Source organism: Candidatus Zixiibacteriota bacterium (assembly GCA_034439475.1).
Classification (GTDB): Bacteria; Zixibacteria; MSB-5A5; order GN15; family FEB-12; genus JAWXAN01.
Genome location: JAWXAN010000006.1, coordinates 1 through 19612, shown reverse-complemented (window position 1 = coordinate 19612; position 19612 = coordinate 1). Strand labels below are relative to the sequence as shown.

The following is a 19612-nucleotide window of genomic DNA, read 5'->3' as shown; positions in this document are numbered from 1 at the left end:
TGACGCAAAGGTTCCGTTGCCGTTGTTTTTCAGGATCGAGACAGTGTTGGAACTTACATTCGCGGTCGCCAGATCAGGTTTCCCGTCCCCGTCAAAGTCGGCGGATGTAACTGAATTAGGAACGCCCCCCACCCCGTAATGCACCGCTGACGCAAAGGTCCCGTTGCCGTTGTTTCTCAGGATTGAGACACTTCCGAAGAAAAAAGAATTCGCGGTCGCCAGATCAGGTTTCCCGTCCCCGTCAAAGTCGGCGGATGTAACTGACTCGGGCCAGCTCCCCACCCCGTAATTGACCGCCTCCGCAAAGGTCCCGTCGCCGTTGTTTTTCAGGATCGAGACACTGTCGGAGTTTCTATTCGCGACCGCCAGGTCAGGTTTCCCGTCCCCGTCAAAGTCGGCGGATGTAACTGACCGGGGATTAAGCCCCACCCCGTAATTCACCGCTACCGCAAAGGTCCCGTCGCCGTTGTTTTTCAGGATCGAGACATTGTTGGAACCATTATTCGCGACTGCCAGATCAGGTTTCCCGTCCCCGTCAAAGTCGGCGGATGTAACTGACCGGGGAAAACTCCCCACCCCGTAATTCACCGCTGACGTAAAGGTTCCGTTGCCGTTGTTTTTCAGGATCGAGACACTGCTGGGACCCTCGTTCGCGACCGCCAGATCAGGTTTCCCGTCCCCGTCAAAGTCGGCGGATGTCACTGACTGGGGAGAGCTCCCCACCCCGTAATCCAATCGAGCGTCAAAAAGCGGTTCAAAGGCAGTCGCAGAACTTGGAATCAAGCCGCACAGGATAAGTGATGTTAGCATTAGAATACGATTCATGATTTTCCCAACCTGTCTCAAAGATTTAACAGAGCGCATGTGTCTGTATAGTTAAATATATATAGTGGTTTTCAGGGATATGTCAAGAGGGATAATGGTAACAGGGGGAACTGAGTATAGTGTGGTGTCGGGCACCCCTGCTGGGGGCGGTTCTCCCCGCCCGACACAAAGAAGACAGTCAGGCGGAGGCGCCTGACTGCACGTCTATTTACCCTGGATTCCGGCCTGCGCCGGAATGACATTTTGAGGGATTGACATTGTGAGGGGAATGATTATGTGGTGTCGGGCGCCCCATGCTGGGGATGCTATCCCTTGCCCGACACAAATGAAGACAGTCAGGCGTGGGCGCCTGACTGCACGTCTGTAAATCTGGTGCAGGCCAGAGATTTTCGAATCCGCCATAGGGACGTCCCGCACGAAGAATTAAGAAGTGCAGTCAGCCTTCTATTTTGTCATTCCAGTCCGCCACAGCGGACTGGAATGACAGAATGATGACGGATGGCATTGTTGAAGGGGTTCCTGATTCAGGAACAGGGTGCTCTATTTCAGGAGGCGGCGGGTGATTTCGTCGGCGAGATAAATGCCGTCATCGGATAATCGCAACACGCCGCCATCGGGAATAAGGTGGCCCGATTGGATAAATATGTCATATTGCGAGCGGTCAAAGCGATCCTCTATCGACGCCCCGAATCGGGTCGTGAAGTGACTTCGATTTATCCCGCGCGAAGTCCGCAGGCCAAGCATTATTGCTTCGGTCATGCGATCTTCGATTCCCGACTCATCTGGCACAAGCGGGCGTTTGCCCATGCGAAGTGTCTTAGTGTATTCGACTATGTCCGGTGTATTGGCGAACCTTCGTCCATTCATAAACGAATGCGCCGACGGTCCAAGCCCCAAATAGTCTCTTCCTTCCCAATAGCCGATATTATGCGCGCACTCATGCCCCGGCTTGGCAAACGAGGAGACTTCGTAGCGCGTATAGCCAGCTTCGACAAATCGCTCGCACCCGCTTCGGTACATCGCAAGCATTGTGTCGGCATCGGGCACTGTCAATGCGCCGCTTGTGACTTTATCATAGAGCCGCGTATTCTGCTCGACCGTGAGCTGGTAAAATGAAATATGCGGCGGAGAAATATCCATCAGTTGGTCGATGTCGGCCGAGAGCATGGCTGTGGTTTGTTTCGGGAGTCCGAAAATCAGATCCACTCCGTACGTCTGGAACCCGAGCGCGTTTGCAAGATACGCCGCTTTTTGGCTGTCTTCGGGTTTGTGAGGGCGGTTGAGAAGCCGCAGCAGTCGCGCATTGAAGGACTGGATTCCAAATGTCGGGCGGGTTATCCCAAGCTCTTTTATTGCCTGCAACTGCTCGACTGAAACCGAATCAGGATTATTTTCAAACGAAAACTCAATACCGTCCGGGACAACGAAGAATTTCTTGAAATGCTCAAACCATCGGCCGAACTGCTCAAGGTCGACCATCGACGGAGTCCCGCCGCCAATAAAAATAGTGCTGATTTCATTGTCAAAAGAATCCGCCGCGGCGGATTCGGCGGCAAGCTCGGTTTCGATAGTCAGACCTTCAAAGAAACGCTGTTGAAGTCCCGCATCGAAAAGCTCCTTATAAAAGTCGCAGTAGGAACATTTATAGGGGCAGAATGGAAAGTGGAGATAGAGGCCGAAAGGCATTAGTCAGTTATCGGAGTGAGAATCCGGTCCCAGCGGACATGAGTCGGGAAGTTGTACATCCCATGCCCAATCCACTGAATCAGATCCACAATGTATGGAAATCCCCATCCGGGCGGATTTGAGTCCGGCTCCCACGACCAGTAGATGAACACTGCTTTCCCTCTGATATATTCATTGGGCACAGTTCCCCAGAAACGGCTGTCTTTGCTGTCGTCGCGATTGTCGCCCATGACGAAAAATGTCCCTTCGGGGACAACAAACGGAGCCACATTATCCCTGAAGCTGAGATCGCCGGGGATACTCCGTTTGTCGATATTTTTGGCGTGAGTCGGGATAGTCGCGACGGCGTTGTCGACATAGACAACCTTGTCCGCAATCTGTATCGTTTGGCCGCCTATGGCGACGATCCGTTTGATATAATCCTGTTCAAGATTATTGGGATACTTGAAGACGATGATATCGCCCGGTTGGGGCGCGGTTCCGTACTGGTAAGCCAGCTTATTAACGAAAATATAATCGCCAGTCATAAGCGTGTCTTCCATTGAGCCGGAATTGACCCGGTAGGCAGAGACGACAAAAAGGCGAAGCAGGACTGCCGCGACGAGCGCGACAATTGCCGTTTCCAGATATTCACGCCAGAGCGGTTTCCGTTCTTTCCGGTTAAGGAATTGACGAGCCGCGCGCTGGCTTTCAATCTGCTGGTGTTCCTTGATGAGGAAATCATTCTCCATACCTTGTAAGTTATCGGTTGTGCCCGGCAATACTTTAGCGATGCAGGGCTGTTTTCAGGGTTAAATATAGGCAGGAATGGTGGGAAGGGCAAGGAGGGGCGTTTTGAGGCTGTGCTGTCAGGCGCCCTCGCCTGACAGTCTTCATCTTAGTGTCGGGCGGGGGCGCCCGACACCACGGATTCCACCCTCATCAAAAATCCACAGTCACGCCGGCTTCTGCCTTTCCTGTGTTCCAGCTTTTAGCTGAAGAAAAGCGATAGTTTTCGGCTTGCTCAACCAGCTTGGCTTTGACTGGATTAAAATGAATATAGTTAAGCTTGCGTCTGAACTGTTCTCCACTCGTGACTGAGACATCATCAAATCTTTCCATCCAGATCCCCTTCGAATTCGGGAATATCTGGCGTGCAGAGAGAGATTTTATATCTCGCATCAATTTTGAGAGTCCAACCCCACCACCTTCCAGTTTGACAAGAAGATGGAAATGATTGATCATGAGGACATACCCAAATAGTGTGGCTTGATGGTATTTTACCCGCTCAAAGATGATCGAATGCAGAAGAGTTAGGAGTTCATTTGAATGAAATAATTTCGCGTGATTGCGCGTAGTGGTTGTTACGAAAAAGACACGATGATCTGATAGTTGCGTTCTACGTCTAAGCGGCATTCGTCAGTAAAGTGTTGAGTTTAGGGTGTTTCCGGCGCATTATTTGTAATGCACTTCTTTTGTCTGTGCAGTCAGGCGCCCTCGCCTGACAGTCTTCATCTTAGTATCGGGCGGTTATCCGCCCGACACCACGGAACAAGTTACTTTCTCTCACTAAGTACGCGATAATAAAAATCAGCAATCGCTTCATCATTCTCAAGAATTGACTTATAGCCAAGTTCTGACGAAACTATTTCTACCTGTGCGATGATAGTCGAGTCGCCATTAGCGATGGCTTGTGTTGTCCTATTTGCTCCGTCACGCAGAAAGAATGTATTGGTTATGATGTCATACGACACTTGAACTGGCTCGTCAATAACCCTTTCCGGCTTGTATCTCTTCTGATTGAGAGTCGAGAATGGATGACCTTTTTTTGGTGCGATATGGCAGACAGGCAGACGCATTTCGATCGCGTTGGTGAACGAATCACATTCCACTAATGACTGTTTGAAAGCCTGAATATTCTCGTATTGAACCAGCTCCGAATAGAAGGAAAACCCGGGCTTTTTGATTGATTTGCTTTTGATGCTTCAACCTACCTTTCCAGCCTGTACTTTCCATTTCCAAGAAATTGCAAATAACCGTTGTCTCTTAAAATCTGGAGTTGTTGTCTCAGCTTGTCTTTGATAAATCGATTATTGGGATGTCTCTCAGTCAAGAAGCCTTCAAATTCATATATGTCCGAAAGAGAAAATTCGGAATGCTTGAGCATATCTATACACTTCATCGTATCTACCAGCCAGCTTTTATTTTCGAATTTTTTCTCGCCGCGAAGGAACTCCCCTCTCGTCCATTCGCTCATAACTTGCTTCTTTGGTATCACGACCCCCTCTTTGAGAAAATAGACCTTTGCTGCTTCAGGCACCGAACCGATCAAAATAGAACAGCCTACATAAGGATATCTTTTTGCTGAGGGAGACAATGGATTACGCTTTTGAATCATTGAGGGAACGAAAAAATGTCTTGGAATGACCAGGAAATCTCGGACTGAATGATTGGTGCGGTCATACCTGAGTAACAGTAAGCTTGAGCTTTTATCGCTATTTAGACTCGCAATCATGCTGGAATAGGCGCCGTCAAGCACTTTTGCACCGAAGGCATTGGACGAGCTCTTTAGCTCGAAGTTCTCGTTACAGGTATCACAGTTGAAATCTTTTGACTGTTGGTTATTTTTGTACCGGTCTAATTTGCTTCCACAAGATGGGCAAAAGCCTTCCTGATGCACCCACTCTTCCGAGAACACTCTCACTTTTTGAGAAAGGCTTGTGTAGTTGTTTGCTAATCCGGGCGAAAGCTTGACCTGCATTTGCTCTTTCAGTAAACGCTTGGATTCTTTTAGAAAGCTCTTTCAGGAACGATAAGATCGATAATTCACGGTGGCAATCACAAAATTAGCGACCCCCATTACCGCTCTATCTTCAGCGCCGCCAAGAAGGCTTCCTGAGGTATCTCTACCGAGCCTATCTGTTTCATCCGCTTTTTGCCCTCTTTTTGTTTTTCCAAGAGTTTGCGTTTGCGGCTGATGTCGCCGCCGTAACATTTGGCAGTCACGTTTTTACGCAAAGGGCGGATGGTCGCGCGGCTTATGATCCGGCTACCAATTGCGGCCTGGATAATCACCTCAAACATCTGGCGCGGGATGAGTTTTTCAAGTTTGCTGTTGAGGCTCATTCCCCACTGATAAGCCTTATCGCGGTGGATGATAACAGACAAGGCATCGACCGGGTCATCGTTGATGAGGATATCGAGTTTGACCAGATTCGCGCGCCTGTAGTAAGGAAGTCCATAATCAAAACTGGCATAGCCACGGGTGCTGGATTTCAGCTTGTCATAGAAATCGAAAATGACTTCAGAGAGCGGGAAGGCGTAGTTGAGCGAGGCGCGGGTGGTCGAGAGATACTCGGTTGTTTTGTATTCGCCGCGACGTTCGGTGCCGATTTTCATAATCGCGCCGATATATTCCACTGGGGCAATGACCTGAGCGTCGACAATTGGCTCCTCGACATAATCAATTTCCTGTGTGGGGGGCATCTTGGCCGGGTTGTCGACAACAATCATCTCGCCATCGGTTTTGTAGACATGATATTCCACATTCGGCACAGTATTAATGATTGTCTGATTGTATTCACGCTGGAGCCGTTCGGTGATAATCTCCATGTGGAGCAGTCCCAAAAACCCGACGCGGAAACCGAACCCCAGAGCGGTCGAGGATTCGGGTGTCATGGTAAGCGAGGAATCATTCAGTTTTAGTTTCTCAAGTGAATCGCGGAGGTCAGAAAACTCTTCGGCGACGGCCGGATAGAGTCCGGAAAAGACCATCGGCTTGACATTGACAAAACCCGGCACGGCCTCCGATGCGGGATTGGCGATGGTTGTGACAGTGTCACCGATTTTTGTGTCGGCAACTTCCCTAATCGAGGCAAAGAAATAGCCGACCTCGCCAGCCTGGAGTTTTTCCAATGGAAAGGCGGTGAGCCGCATAAAGCCGACTTCGTCGACTTCATGGGCTTTGTCGGTGGAAAAGAAACGAACTTTTTCTCCTTTGCGGAGCGTGCCATTGACCATTTTCACAAAGGGCATGGCACCGCGATAGGCATCGAAAATGGAATCAAAAACCATCGCCTGCACCGGAGCATCGGGATCACCTTTGGGGGCAGGCAGGAGATGGATGATGGATTCAAGCAGGGTATCGATTCCGATTCCTTCTTTGGCCGAACACAGAACAATGTCGCCGGGCGGACAGCCGAGCAGATCGACAATTTCAGCGCGGACTTTTTCCGGTTCTGCGCTGGGGAGATCGATTTTGTTTATGACGGGCAAAATCTCAAGGTTATTATCAAGGGCGAGATAAAGATTCGACAGGGTTTGAGCCTCGATTCCTTGAGCGGCATCGACGACAAGGATTGCTCCTTCACAGGCGGAAAGTGACCGGCTGACTTCGTAGGTGAAGTCGACATGGCCGGGGGTATCGATGAGGTTGAATTGATATTCCTGGCCGTCTTTGGAAATGTAATCGAGGCGGATGGCATGGGCTTTAATGGTGATGCCGCGTTCCTGCTCGAGGTCCATTGAGTCAAGGACTTGATTGCGCATCTGACGGATTGAGAGCGTCCGGGTCGACTGAAGCAATCTGTCGGCAAGGGTCGATTTGCCGTGGTCAATATGGGCAATGATTGAAAAATTGCGAATTTTGTTAATATCGTACATAGGTCACAGGTAAAGCGTGGAGCGCAGTATCCTTACAGGGCGAAGATTCATATTTGTTATCGGATTAATTCAGCCGATTCTATCTTTTGTCAGGCAAGAAAAGGTAGGGCTTTTTGAAGTGCTTGTCAATTGACAGGAAGCAAGGTGAGAAATTGGCGGGTTTGTGGATGGAGACGGCCGGCGGCGCTGTGATGTTTGTTTTGATTTGGTGTACCACACCGCTTGCGGTGGGTTCTCTTTACTCAGGTGCGGGGCAGCGACGCCCCGCAGGAAGATAAAGATGGATTCTCCGCCACGGCGGACTGGAATGACAGAGTTGGCAGAACTGAGATTGCCGCGCCTGCCCGCCGTGGAGGGTCGCTCCTAATCCGCCATCGGCGGACTCGCAACGATATGGTGTGAGCGCAAGCCGCCGTGGCGGGACGTACACCAGCCACGGGTATAGGACGCCCTATTTCTTCAGATACATCGCGAGTCTATCCCTGAACTCCGAGCGCGGAATATCTGATTCAAAAGTACCTTCAAACGCTATCGATATCCCGCTTGTTTCCTCGGAGACAATCACCACCACGGCATCAGAAACTTCAGAGACGCCTATCCCCGCCTTGTGCCGCATCCCAAACAGTTCCCGGTAACGGATATTGGTTGTGAGCGGCAGGGATGTCGCTGCGGCCACTATTTTATCGCCGGACACAATCACGGCACCGTCATGGAGCGGGGTGTAGGGGGTGAAGAGCGTCACGAGCAGTTCTGATGACAACTCAGCGGTGAGTTCTTTGCCTGTCTCGGCGAAATTGCGAAGTCCTGTCTGTCGCTCTATGACGATAAGTCCGCCATAACGGAGTTCAGCCAAACGAACTGCGGCATAAGAAACTTGCTCGAGGATCTGCTTGTCTTCGAGCGGAACGAAGATGCGGAGGAGTCGATTTTGACCAATGGAAGCAAGCGCGCTGCGGAGCTCCGGTTGGAAGACGATCACGAGCGCAATGAATCCGAAAGTGGCGAGGTTTGAAAATAACCAGGTTAAACCTTCGAGCTGAAACCAGTATGCCCCAATCGCCATGATCGTCAGTAGTGAGAGACCAATAATAATCTGGGCGGAGCGTGTGCCTCTGGTCAGCTTGAGGACTTGGAAGATGATAAATGCTACAAGGACAATGTCGAGGAGGTCTTTTAGGCCAAGCCTCAAAAATCCGTATTGAAAGAGTGTCATTGGTCACCCCACAGGGCTTGGATGAATGCAAGGGCTTGGACTGTTTCACGGACATCATGGACCCTAATTATATTTGCGCCGTTCTGCACAGCGATTATTGCGCCGGCCAGAGAACCGCCGAGCCGATTGTCGGCCGCCTTCTCAGTTGGATGGATTTTGGAGATGAATGACTTTCGCGAGAGACCAATGAGTATGGGGAGACCGTGGTTTCGGAACTCACTTAAGTGATTTAGAATCGCAAGATTATCTGCAAGCCGTTTGCCAAAACCGATCCCCGGGTCGAGAATAATTTTAGATCTGTCAATGCCGTGACTTACACAAAAATCAATTCGTTCGGTAAAAAAGCTGTCTATCTCGCTTATCACATCGTCATAAAAAGGAGATTTCTGCATTGTCTTCGGTGTCCCCTGCATGTGCATAAGTACGAGGGGGGCTTTGCTTTTTTTCACGACTTCCGCCATGCGGCTATCGCCTTGAAGAGCGGTGATGTCGTTGATAATATCTGCTCCGTTTTCGATGGAAACCCTGGCTGTCTCGGCATGATAGGTATCGATTGAGATTGGAAGGGTTGACCGCGAACGAAGTTTTGTGAGGACAGGAATGACTCGCGCAAGTTCCTCCGAAACAGAGAGTGGCTCTGCGCCCGGCCGTGAAGACTCTCCTCCCAGATCAAGCATGTCCGCTCCTTCGGACTCAAGCCGAAGCGCGTGTTCGACAGCGGTATCGGGGTTCAGATATTGCCTACCGTCGGAGAATGAATCCGGTGTGATATTTATGACCCCCATAACAAGCGGCTTTGAAAGTGGCAGCAGTCTGCCATTGGCCAATGTTATTGCGTCTGTCGCTTGTTTCATGAGCATATCGTTTAGCATAGGAATACCGTAATCCAAGTATCACCTTTGGCGGGCAAAAAATCAAGTTCAGAGAACTTAGCGTGTATGTAATAAAAAAGCCCCGATTGTGCGTCGGAGCTTTTTCATATAAGACTGTTTTTGCTTTCTAAGCCGGTACCGGGGCTCCAACAGGCTGAACGTCGCCGGAAATGCGGCCAATGACAACATCGACTTCACGTGAGTCGAGAATCTCCTTTTCAAGCAAAGCCGCGGCGAGCTTATGGAGCATATCAATCTGGGCGCGGAGAATCCGTGTTGCAGTCGCCTCCGCGGCTTCGACCAGGCTGCGAATCTCTCCGTCAATCAGGACAGCTGTTGCCTCTGAGAAATCAGCACGCTGTTGAATTTCGCGGCCCAGAAAAATATGTTCTTCAGTTTTACCGAATGTCACAGGGCCGAGTTTCTCCGACATACCCCAGTTGCAGACCATCTTTCGGGCAAGTTTTGTCGCTCGTTCAAGGTCATTTCCGGCTCCGGTGTCGAGTTGATTGAAGACCAAAACCTCGGCAACGCGGCCTCCCATGAAAACGGCGAGCAGTGCCTCAAGGTAATCCTTGCTATGTGTATGACGTTCATCAACAGGCAGGGATTGTGTTACACCAAGGGCCATCCCGCGCGGGATGATTGTAACTTTGTGAATCGGGTCAGCTTTTGGCAGGAATTTGGCTACCAGCGTATGTCCTGATTCATGATAGGAAATCACCTTTTTCTCTTCGTCAGTGATAACCATCGATCGTCTGGCCGAACCCATCATGACTTTATCCTTGGCATCCTCAAAATCTTCCATTTTGATAGCATCGCGGTCTTTGCGGGAAGCCAAAAGTGCGGCTTCGTTGACCATATTAGCCAGATCCGCTCCGGACATACCGGGCGTTCCGCGAGCGAGTACCATAGCGTCGACATCGTCAGCCATTTTTACTTTGCGCAGGTGGACCTTGAGAATACCCTCACGTCCTTTTACATCGGGCATCGGGACAATAATCTGACGGTCGAATCGTCCCGGGCGGAGAAGGGCTGGATCAAGTACATCGGGGCGGTTAGTGGCTGCCACCAGAATTACGCCTTCGTTTGTCTCAAAGCCGTCCATTTCGACGAGCAATTGATTCAGTGTCTGTTCGCGCTCGTCATGCCCACCACCAAGTCCCGCACCGCGGTGACGACCTACAGCATCTATTTCATCGATAAATATGATACATGGTGCGCTGCGTTTGCCTTGCTCGAAGAGGTCTCTGACACGGCTTGCGCCTACGCCCACAAACATCTCAACAAAGTCCGAGCCCGACATTGAGAAGAATGGCACGCCCGCTTCGCCAGCCACAGCCCGCGCAAGCAGAGTTTTGCCGGTTCCGGGAGGGCCAAGCAGAAGAGCGCCTTTTGGGATTTTTCCGCCAAGCTTCTGGAATTTGCCGGGTTCTTTGAGAAACTCAATTATCTCCTGGAGTTCTTCTTTTGCCTCATCGGCGCCTGCGACATCGCTGAAAGTCACTTTGGGCCGCTCATCGGTCATGAGTTTGGCCTTGCTCTTGCCGAAAGAGAAGATTCCCTTCGGCCCGGATGCGCCCTGCATCTGGCGAAGGAAAAAGAGCCAGACAAGAATGATAAGGATAAACGGAGCGAAGGACATTACGATCTGCCAGAAATCTATGCTCTGTTCTTTTGCGATAATTTTGACGCCGCTCTGTTCGAGTCGGTTAACCAGTTCATAGTTGTTATCCGCAAATGGGATCCTTGTCTTGAAAATAGCTGCGGCTTCAGCGACTTTGGAATTGGGAAATACTTTCGGTTTGAAGAGTTTTCCTTCCACAGCGCGTTCAGCAAATGTGACTTCGGAAACATTGTGTGCGGCAACCTCGCCCAGAAATTCACTATAATTGATTTCGGCCTGCTGAGTATTAAATTTGTTCATGTATGAATACAGGAGAACCACACTCAGTATCATTGCCAGCCAGAAAATAAATGACCGACCCATACCTCGGAATTTCATAGGACCAGTGGGGGGACCGCTTTTACCGCGATTTTTATCTGGTTGACGATCGCGGCCAGTATCAGGATTCTTCACTTGTGCTCCATATTAGAAGTTGTGTCGATGTGCTGATTCCGTTGGAGAAATGCGCCTAATGTACTAAATCCCTGCACTGTCGACATATTCGTTAACATTATACTCTGTTATGCTGTTTTTAATGGTCTACAAGGCGGCCAATAAACGGAAGATTACGATATTGTTGAGTATTATCAAGACCGAAACCGATGACGAAATCATTACCTATCGCAAATCCCTTGTATTTTATATCGACTGTCGCGCGTCGGCTCGACGGTTTATCTAATAATGTAACAATTGATACCGATGCCGGTTCCATTTTTCTCAATTTCTCGGCGATGACTGCGATGGTCTTGCCTGATTCCACAATACCTTCCACCATTAAGACATGCCGGCCTTTAAGTGGTATACTGACTCCGCCGCCAAGGATTACGTCCTCCTCCTGACGTATGCCTTTCCTGTACGAAGCCGCGGAAATGAATTCAATTTCTGTGGGCAGGCTGATCTGTCGCATGAGGTCGGCAAGAAAGACCAGACAACCTTTGAGCACACCAACCAAAACCAGCGATTGTCCGGCATAGTCACGGCTTATCTCCGTGCCCAGTTCGGCTATTCGCCGGGCAATGCGATCCTGGTCGAGAAGCAATTCAAAGGGTTTGGTGTTGCTTTGTTTTGATGAGAGAGTTTTCAATGACAAACGCTTCCTTTGTTCGGACAGTTACCTTTACGCGTTCAGCTATTTCAAATCCAACCAACCAGACAATCCCAGCCCGGTCGCAAACGACAACGACCTCATCTCGAAAGGGCCGCGCTATTTTCTTATCAGTGAGATAATCACCGATTTTTTTATTTCCCGCCATACCCAACGGACGAAACTTGTCTCCGGGCCGGAACGACCGGACTTCAAGGGGCAGCGCAAGCGCCGCACCGTCGACAAAAACCTTCCTGGCCCTCCGCTTTTTTTGTACCGCGTTGCCAACAGAAGTCGTGCGCGAAGCCTTGATTTTTATACCAAGCGATTCAAGTTCGCACCATGCGCCAAGTTCTAACTCAGAGGAAAACTTGGCTGTCTTAGGCTGCCAAAGCAGAAGTTTTTTGCTTCCTCCTTCGATTATCCGCGCCGCTTGGACGTGGCCAGGAAGGGAAAACTCAGCCCCTTCTCGTATAACGAAGTCTTCCAGGCGGTTTACAACCTCTCGCTCCGGCGGCAAATGTCTTGGCTCTAAGCGCTCAAGGCAATGCCGTAAAATTCGGCGGCGTATGGCTTTATGATACTTGTCAAAGCGTTGCAAATCAAGAAATAATTTAGCGCCAGGGGAAATGGTGAGTGTGTGACTTAAGGCCTTTTTGACTTCTGCCTCAAAGTACAACTCCTCTTCGGCTAAGAGATCCGCGGTATTGGCCAAAGCAGTGTCGATTTGCGGATTTAAATTTTTCCGAATCGAAGGTAAGAGCTGGTTCCGGATGAAATTTCGACTGAACTGAGAGTTGCTATTACTCTTATCGAGACAATATTCCAAACGGTTCGTCTTCAAATATGACAAAATCTCCACTTTCGTGACCTCAAAAAAAGGGCGGATAAAAACTCCGCGTCGTGCAGGGATACCGATAAGACCGGTTCGGCCTGCGCCGCGGATAAGTCGAAACAGGATTGTCTCGGCACGGTCGTCGAAGTGGTGTCCCAACGCGACTTTGGAGCAGCCAAGCTCAAAACCGAGGCGGGAAAATGTCTCATAACGGAAATCCCGGGCGGTTTCCTCTATTCCTTTTTTTATTTTTGCGGACAGGAGGGGAATATGCTCCGTCACAATAGTGAGAGGAATATGGAGTTTGTCGCAGAGATTTTGGCAAAATATTTCTTCCTTTTTTGCGGCGCGCGGCCGGATCAGGTGGTTGATATAGACCGCTTGTAGAGTGAGCGAAAATTCCGACCGAAGTTTCGTGAGAATATGAAGCAAGCCAACTGAATCCGGGCCGCCTGAGAGAGCGACCAGGACGGAATCTTCATTTCTGAGGAGATTCTTATCGGCAATGGTGGCTCGGACTTTTTGAAGAATATCCATACAGTGTACAAGATACGCAGTGGGGGGCTGTGTGAGAAGTCTTTGTTCTCTTCTGTTTTTGCGCTGTGAAAGGCAAGGCTTGACGATTCGTCTTTTTCCTTCTATACTCCCGGCTCAACTTTAGCACAGAAATGAAAAGAACATGCCGAATACTGCCGAGATGTACAAACAGCCCGTCGTCACACCGGAAATGGTCGCATCGCACGGGATTACCCCCGAAGAATATTCGATGATAAAGAAAAGTTTGGGTCGTGAGCCAAATTTCACCGAGTTAGGCATATTCAGCGTGATGTGGTCGGAACACTGTTCATATAAAAATTCTATAGCCCTGCTAAAAACGCTTCCCCGTGACGGCGAGCATCTTTTGGCCAAGGCTGGCGATGAAAACGCTGGCGCGATAGATATCGGCGACGGACTTGCGGTTGTTTTCAAAATTGAATCGCACAATCACCCATCGGCCATTGAACCCTATCAAGGGGCTGCTACTGGTGTGGGCGGGATTTTGCGCGATATTTTTACTATGGGCGCACGTCCCATCGCGGCGCTTAATTCGCTTCGGTTCGGCTCTCCCGATAACCCTCGAGTCAGGCATTTAATTGACGGGGTGGTGCGCGGTATCGGCGATTATGGAAATTCATTTGGTGTCCCCACTGTCGGAGGCGAAGTCTTTTTCGATGACTGCTATACCGGAAATCCACTGGTCAATGCGATGGCTGTCGGGCTTGTCAAAAATAACAAACTTGCCACAGCGGCGGCTTCGGGGGTCGGCAATCCGATTATGATTGTAGGTTCCAAAACGGGCCGGGATGGTATTCACGGCGCAACTTTTGCATCAGAAGAAATTAGCGAAAAATCAACCGAGAAAAGGCCTTCAGTCCAGATAGGCGATCCATTCACCGAGAAGCTTTTGCTCGAAGCCACACTCGAAATTATCGATCAGGATCTAATTGTGGGCATACAGGATATGGGAGCGGCCGGACTTACTTGTTCATCGTCGGAAATGTCAGCCAAAGGAAATGCCGGAATTGAAATCGAAATTGACAAAGTCCCGATACGAGAATCCAGAATGTCCCCTTACGAGATTTTACTCTCTGAGTCACAGGAGAGGATGCTGGTCTGTGTGAAGAAAGGGAAAGAAAGTGCTGTCAAAGCGGTTTTTGATAAATGGGGACTGGACTCGACCATTATCGGCAAAGTGACCGATGATGGCATGATGGACGTCAAACTGCACGGGGAAACTGTCGCGCGAATACCCTCGCACGACCTTGTGCTTGGCGGCGGCGCCCCGATTTATCATCGCGAAACAAAAAAGCCGGCCCATATTGAGGCACTGCACACAATCGATTTTACCAAATATCCTCTGACACAAAATTGGAATGAAACTCTGCTCACTTTGCTTTCTTCGCCAAATCTTTGCCATAAAGGGTGGGTGTTTGAGCAGTATGATACAATGGTTCGCACAAATACCGTTGTCGGTCCGGGCTCTGATGCCGCAGTTATCCGTCTGCGTAAGACGGATAAGGCGCTCGCAATGAAAACTGACTGCAATGCCCGCTATTGCTATCTCAATCCGAGATTCGGGGCTCAGATCGCAGTGGCTGAATCGGCCAGAAACATTGTTTGTTCTGGTGGACAGCCGCTGGGTGTGACCAACTGTCTTAATTTTGGAAATCCGTATAAACCCGAAGTCTACTACGCTTTCGCGGAAACCATCGCCGGTATGGGGGAGGCCTGCACTGTTTTCGGCACACCGGTAACCGGCGGGAATGTCTCGTTTTATAACGAAGACCCGACTCGCGCGGTTTTTCCCACCCCGACTATTGGCATGATTGGCCTTGTTAATCATCTTCGGGATATCACCACACTCTCGTTTAGAGATGAAGGAGATGTTATTCTCCTGCTTGGTGTAAACAGAGAAGAGCTTGGGGCATCGGAATACCTTCATTCGATACACAATGAGACCCGCGGCCCGGTCCCTCTGCTTGATCTGGCTTTTGAGAAAAAACTTCAGGATAGCGCCCTTGCCGCAATCAGACGCCAGCTTATTAAATCAGCCCATGATGTCAGCGATGGCGGACTTGCAATCGCCCTTGCGGAGTGCTGTATCGGAGATCGTGAGAGGCAAATCGGCGCGACAATAAGGCTCGACGATTCTTTGCGAGCCGATTGTCTGCTTTTCGGGGAGAGTCAGTCGAGGATTATTGTGACTTGCGAGCGCAATGACCTTGCGACCCTCTTTGAGCATTTTTCACTGACTAAAATTCCTGCTAAAGAAATAGGCCGGGTCGGGGGAGAGCGTTTGAAAATTAATTCTCTTATTGACCAGCCTCTGTCTGTGCTTTCAGAGGCATTTTACAATGCCATGCCGCGATTTATGGACAAGGTTGGGTGACGCGGCATCGCCGCCTCGTCTGTTTTTGCGTTTTTGGTTAATATATTGTCGTGTTTTTGCCCTTAGATCAGAGCTATATTGACAGGCATGGCTCTCTACATTTTTTCCGATGCCCATCTCGGCTCAAGCACTCCTGAGCATGAATCGCACAAAGTTGAGCAAATCGGAAAGCTTTTTGAAAAGGTAAAATCTGATGGCGATCGGCTCATCATTTTGGGGGATCTCTTTGATTTCTGGTTTGAGTACAAACATGCCATTCCCAAAGATCACCACGAGGTTCTTTTTATGATTCGCCAGTTGGTAAAGTCAGGCCTGCCGGTTGACTATGTCAGCGGCAATCATGACTTTTGGATCGGTGATTTTTTTGAAAAACAGCTTGGCGTGAAAGTTCATCGCGACCATCTTGAGATGACTTATCGCGGCAAAAAACTGTTTTTAATCCATGGCGACGGTTTGGCCAAAGCCGATGGAGGCTACCGCTTTTTACGGAGGATTCTCCGCAACCGGCTTAATATTCGGCTCTACCGTTTGTTGCCGACTGACTGGGCGATTCCGATTGCCAAAAGAGTATCTGGCACCTCGCGCAAGCATACTTCGCAGAGGGATCATTTGTTCGCGCCGGATTATCGGGCCTATGCGGAAAAGAAGATTGACGAAGGATATGACGCGGTATTTATTGCCCATCTTCATATACCGATTCGAGAAAATATCTCAAAAGGAGTGTACATAAATACCGGAGATTTCATTAGTCACTTCAGCTATGCCAAAGTGACTCAGGATACAATCAGTCTGGAATATATTATATGAAGTACCTGACTCTTACCCAGGCGGCAGAGATGCCCCAAAGCGAGTTTGTGGCATGGCTTGAAAAACGTGTCAGGCAAGCCGGTCTTGTTATCCATGGCCGGGATACACTCAAAAAGTACCCGGGCTCAATTCACTGGCATTTCACTTTCCCGGGCGGGAAAGGGACATTGGAAGCAACATACATTCCTTCGGAAAAACGGGGATGGCTGAGTTATCATGACAACCGCCGGGCTTGGTGGATAGATGATACCTTGCAAAAAATAACAGGCACCGCCAAATTCTAAATTAGGCGCTTTCTCGCTCGACATTTTCAGATACGATTTTGGCGTTGCGTTGAAGCCCTTCGAGCTTGGGTCTTGTCAGCGGAGTGCCGGCTGTCAGTTTGAGGAAGTCTTCACGCGATTGAAGACTTAGAATCTTTTCACTGTCGATAAACTCGCCGACTCCCGCGCCTGCCAGCAATTCACCATGCTTAGAAAGATTTGCCCGTCCGTTGTGGGGGCAAACATCCTGACAAATATCACAGCCAAAGAGATTATCTCCCATGAGTTTTGCAAGCGATTCCGGTATGTTGGCAGGTCGCTCTATAGTCAGGTATGAAATACATCTGGTCGAATCGATTACACCGTCCGCCACTATGGCGCCGGTCGGGCAAGCATCGATACAGCGGTTGCAGTCTCCGCACCGGCCATGATTGGCCGTTTGGGGATTATCGGGCTTCAATTCGAAGGTCGTGATAATCTCCGCTAGAAAAAAGTAGGAACCAAAACTCCGGTTGATGAGCATGGAGTTTTTGCCAATATAGCCAAGCCCGGCCTGGACAGCATAGGCGCGTTCGAGCATTGGGCCGTAGTCAACATACCATCGAAAGGCTTCGGCGGCGGTGGCTTCGTCAAGCCCGGAAAGATGAGTGAGTCGTGCGGCCAGCGCTTTAAGTTTTTTGGCGATGACTTTATGATAATCCCGGCCACGGGCGTATTTGGAAATTCGTCCGGCTGAAATTGGTTTCTCTTTGCTGTCCGGCTGATAGTAATTCAGGCCGAGCATGATAACAGAGTTTGCGCCGTTTAGAATTCTTTGTGGGTCAACACGTCGCTCTGGTTCTTTTTCAAGATAGGCCATCTCGCCATGAAAACGGTTATCGAGCCATGCGTTGAATCGCTGGGCAGCTTGAGGAATTGTCTGCGCGGAAGAAATCCCGCACAGATCAAATCCGACATCGAAAGCCGCCTGCTTTATCTGAATTGAAGACAACTCATTCATAGTAAAGAATTTATAGGAGAATCACGAAATGTGCCATGCTTATCTGACAGGACTTCATTTTTCAAAAACAAGCCTATAGAAACCGAAGAAAATTCGGTCAAATCAAGTGTCACCGAGGCCTGCTTAGTTATTGAGTGACATAAACTTAAATGGTGTAAATTTTAATTAGGAAGCTCTTGGTTTTTTTGCCGATATGAGATATATTGGAGTAGTATATTTGCAATAACACAAAGCGAGGATCGTCTATGCATACAATAAAAGCGCCAAACAAAACTGCCACTGGTTTCTCGCAAATCCCAGACAATCAGATTATTGATTTTGAAGGCGTATACGGCGCAAACCATTATGGCCGACTCGAGATGGTCGTGCGCAAAGCAAGCGGGGTCTGGCTGACCGATATCGAAGACCGTGAATATCTTGACTGCCTCGCGGCCTATTCTGCCGCGAACCAAGGTCATCACCACCCGCGCATTGTACAGGCTCTTGTCGATGCCTTGCAGGGGGAATATGCTTCGGTGATATCAAATGTCGTCTATACCGATCCGCTCGGCGTATTTCTCAAAAAGCTCGCGACAACCGTCCCACAGCTTGGTACGCGATTTGGCGACCATGGCAACAAAGTCCTGCTCAAAAATGGCGGAGTAGAGTCTTGCGAGACGGCAATCAAAGCCGCTCGATTCTATGGTTGGAAAACCAAAGGCATCCCCGATGGAAAACAGGAAGTCATAGTTTTCGAAAATAACTTCCATGGCCGCATGATTACGACTGTCTCTTACTCTTCATCGAAAAAATATAAGGAAGGTTTTGGTCCGCTCACGCCGGGCTTTGTGACCGTTCCGTATGGCGATCTCTCAGCGGTAGAAAAAGCAGTGAACAAAAACACCTGCGCAATCTGGGTTGAGCCGATGCAGGGCGAGGGCGGCATGTATCAGCCGCCGGCTGGATTCCTTCAAGGTCTTCGCGACCTCTGCGACAAACATGATATGCTCCTTCTTTTCGATGAAATCCAGGTAGGACTTGGACGTACCGGCAAAATGTTCTGCTTTGAACATGAGAATGTCGTGCCCGCCGGCATCACACTCGGCAAAGCCCTCTCAGGCGGACTTGTGCCCGTCTCGGCTTTTGTCTGCAACACAAAAGTTATGGACCTTGTATTCCAACCCGGACGCGATGGCTCAACGTACGGCGGCTATCCGTTGGCTTGTGTCGCCGGTATAGCCGCGCTTGACGTGCTCATAAACGATGACCTCCCGGGCCGGGCCGCGAAGATGGGGGCTATCCTCAGACGCAAAATTGAGACTATTGCAAGCCGGTCATCCCATGTCAAAGAAGTCCGCGGACGAGGTTTGTTTATTGGCATCGAAGTGCATGGCGGCGATGCTATGGTTTACTGCAAAAAACTGCTTGAACTTGGTATACTGGCAAATGACAGCCATGGCCACACAATCCGCATTTCTCCGCCATTGATTTTGGATGAAACGGACATTGATTATATTGCTGAACGTCTGGAAAAAATTCTGGTCGATTAGCAAAGCATCGGAGTATACATTCAAAAAGGCGGCCTGTTTTCACAGGCCGCCTTTTTTTATTTTGGGGAGGGTGCGCGCCTGTGACGGTGTTATACCACGTGACCGTCAGGTCACCCACCTGTGGCGGACTTCGGAAGCCTCAGCACCCACATCTTCGATGTGTGCAAGTTACTATGTTATCAAATAAATTGAGCCTGCCCGTTTCAAGGTGTAGTTTGTAGCGATAGTCGAACTACTCCAAACCCCTTTAGCAAGGAGGCTC

The 19612-nt window shown here is 49.6% G+C and carries 17 protein-coding genes; 4 read left to right on the top strand and 13 right to left on the bottom strand.

What is annotated here, in order from left to right:
* The 12 genes from SGI97_00410 to tilS form a co-directional block, all read right to left on the bottom strand.
* Window positions 1–825: VCBS repeat-containing protein (locus SGI97_00410; protein ID MDZ4722364.1), on the bottom strand; the 825-nt coding region annotated here is incomplete at its 3' end.
* A 540-nt stretch (window positions 826–1365) separates the two neighbouring features.
* Window positions 1366–2511, bottom strand: a complete 1146-nt coding sequence (gene hemW / locus SGI97_00405; protein MDZ4722363.1) for a radical SAM family heme chaperone HemW — start codon at window positions 2509–2511, stop codon at window positions 1366–1368.
* Window positions 2511–3242: a signal peptidase I gene (gene lepB, locus SGI97_00400; protein MDZ4722362.1), complete on the bottom strand. Its 732-nt coding sequence runs from the start codon at window positions 3240–3242 to the stop codon at window positions 2511–2513. The genes hemW and lepB overlap by 1 nt, the downstream gene beginning before the upstream one ends.
* Window positions 3243–3432: 190 nt before the next feature.
* On the bottom strand, window positions 3433–3906 hold the full coding sequence (locus SGI97_00395; GenBank protein MDZ4722361.1) for a transposase: 474 nt from the start codon (window positions 3904–3906) through the stop codon (window positions 3433–3435).
* 140 nt (window positions 3907–4046) lie between these two features.
* The gene (locus SGI97_00390) at window positions 4047–4382 is read right to left on the bottom strand and encodes a hypothetical protein (protein ID MDZ4722360.1); all 336 of its coding nucleotides are present in this window, start codon (window positions 4380–4382) and stop codon (window positions 4047–4049) included.
* Window positions 4383–4480: 98 nt separating this feature from the next.
* Complete coding sequence (locus SGI97_00385) at window positions 4481–5251, bottom strand: DpnI domain-containing protein (GenBank protein MDZ4722359.1); 771 nt, start codon at window positions 5249–5251, stop codon at window positions 4481–4483.
* Between the two features lie 98 nt (window positions 5252–5349).
* Window positions 5350–7152, bottom strand: coding sequence for a translation elongation factor 4 (lepA, locus tag SGI97_00380; GenBank protein ID MDZ4722358.1), 1803 nt, complete (start codon window positions 7150–7152; stop codon window positions 5350–5352).
* A 451-nt stretch (window positions 7153–7603) separates the two neighbouring features.
* Window positions 7604–8365, bottom strand: coding sequence for a diadenylate cyclase CdaA (cdaA, locus tag SGI97_00375; protein ID MDZ4722357.1), 762 nt, complete (start codon window positions 8363–8365; stop codon window positions 7604–7606).
* Complete coding sequence (gene folP / locus SGI97_00370) at window positions 8362–9219, bottom strand: dihydropteroate synthase (protein ID MDZ4722356.1); 858 nt, start codon at window positions 9217–9219, stop codon at window positions 8362–8364. The genes cdaA and folP overlap by 4 nt, the downstream gene beginning before the upstream one ends.
* Before the next feature lie 145 nt (window positions 9220–9364).
* Window positions 9365–11227, bottom strand: a complete 1863-nt coding sequence (ftsH, locus tag SGI97_00365) for an ATP-dependent zinc metalloprotease FtsH (protein MDZ4722355.1) — start codon at window positions 11225–11227, stop codon at window positions 9365–9367.
* A 208-nt stretch (window positions 11228–11435) separates the two neighbouring features.
* The gene (gene hpt, locus SGI97_00360; GenBank protein MDZ4722354.1) at window positions 11436–11987 is read right to left on the bottom strand and encodes a hypoxanthine phosphoribosyltransferase; all 552 of its coding nucleotides are present in this window, start codon (window positions 11985–11987) and stop codon (window positions 11436–11438) included.
* Window positions 11944–13359, bottom strand: a complete 1416-nt coding sequence (gene tilS / locus SGI97_00355; protein ID MDZ4722353.1) for a tRNA lysidine(34) synthetase TilS — start codon at window positions 13357–13359, stop codon at window positions 11944–11946. The genes hpt and tilS overlap by 44 nt, the downstream gene beginning before the upstream one ends.
* A gap of 142 nt (window positions 13360–13501) precedes the next feature.
* Here tilS and purL point away from each other — a divergent pair, with 142 nt between their 5' ends.
* The 3 genes from purL to SGI97_00340 all read left to right on the top strand — a co-directional run bounded on the left by purL (window position 13502) and on the right by SGI97_00340 (window position 16842).
* The gene (gene purL, locus SGI97_00350; protein MDZ4722352.1) at window positions 13502–15751 is read left to right on the top strand and encodes a phosphoribosylformylglycinamidine synthase subunit PurL; all 2250 of its coding nucleotides are present in this window, start codon (window positions 13502–13504) and stop codon (window positions 15749–15751) included.
* A gap of 87 nt (window positions 15752–15838) precedes the next feature.
* A complete protein-coding gene (locus SGI97_00345) occupies window positions 15839–16558 on the top strand; it encodes a UDP-2,3-diacylglucosamine diphosphatase (GenBank protein ID MDZ4722351.1) in 720 nt (239 codons plus the stop codon).
* Entirely contained in the window at window positions 16555–16842 is a 288-nt protein-coding gene (locus SGI97_00340; GenBank protein ID MDZ4722350.1) for a hypothetical protein, read from the top strand. The genes SGI97_00345 and SGI97_00340 overlap by 4 nt, the downstream gene beginning before the upstream one ends.
* A 1-nt stretch (window position 16843) precedes the next feature.
* On the opposite strand, the gene queG is transcribed toward SGI97_00340, so the two are convergent.
* Window positions 16844–17821, bottom strand: coding sequence for a tRNA epoxyqueuosine(34) reductase QueG (queG, locus tag SGI97_00335; protein ID MDZ4722349.1), 978 nt, complete (start codon window positions 17819–17821; stop codon window positions 16844–16846).
* A gap of 245 nt (window positions 17822–18066) precedes the next feature.
* Between queG and rocD the strand changes: the two genes are divergently transcribed.
* Entirely contained in the window at window positions 18067–19350 is a 1284-nt protein-coding gene (gene rocD, locus SGI97_00330) for an ornithine--oxo-acid transaminase (protein ID MDZ4722348.1), read from the top strand.
* Window positions 19351–19612 lie beyond the last annotated feature (262 nt).

Coding starts and splice junctions, on each gene's coding strand:
- purL (MDZ4722352.1), top strand. CDS start 13,502: ATGCCGAATACTGCCGAGATGTACAAACAGCCCGTCGTCACACCGGAA.
- cdaA (MDZ4722357.1), bottom strand. CDS start 8,365: ATGACACTCTTTCAATACGGATTTTTGAGGCTTGGCCTAAAAGACCTC.
- ftsH (MDZ4722355.1), bottom strand. CDS start 11,227: ATGGGTCGGTCATTTATTTTCTGGCTGGCAATGATACTGAGTGTGGTT.
- tilS (MDZ4722353.1), bottom strand. CDS start 13,359: ATGGATATTCTTCAAAAAGTCCGAGCCACCATTGCCGATAAGAATCTC.
- folP (MDZ4722356.1), bottom strand. CDS start 9,219: ATGAAACAAGCGACAGACGCAATAACATTGGCCAATGGCAGACTGCTG.
- rocD (MDZ4722348.1), top strand. CDS start 18,067: ATGCATACAATAAAAGCGCCAAACAAAACTGCCACTGGTTTCTCGCAA.
- SGI97_00340 (MDZ4722350.1), top strand. CDS start 16,555: ATGAAGTACCTGACTCTTACCCAGGCGGCAGAGATGCCCCAAAGCGAG.
- SGI97_00395 (MDZ4722361.1), bottom strand. CDS start 3,906: ATGCCGCTTAGACGTAGAACGCAACTATCAGATCATCGTGTCTTTTTC.
- lepA (MDZ4722358.1), bottom strand. CDS start 7,152: ATGTACGATATTAACAAAATTCGCAATTTTTCAATCATTGCCCATATT.
- lepB (MDZ4722362.1), bottom strand. CDS start 3,242: ATGGAGAATGATTTCCTCATCAAGGAACACCAGCAGATTGAAAGCCAG.
- SGI97_00345 (MDZ4722351.1), top strand. CDS start 15,839: ATGGCTCTCTACATTTTTTCCGATGCCCATCTCGGCTCAAGCACTCCT.
- SGI97_00385 (MDZ4722359.1), bottom strand. CDS start 5,251: ATGCAGGTCAAGCTTTCGCCCGGATTAGCAAACAACTACACAAGCCTT.
- queG (MDZ4722349.1), bottom strand. CDS start 17,821: ATGAATGAGTTGTCTTCAATTCAGATAAAGCAGGCGGCTTTCGATGTC.
- hemW (MDZ4722363.1), bottom strand. CDS start 2,511: ATGCCTTTCGGCCTCTATCTCCACTTTCCATTCTGCCCCTATAAATGT.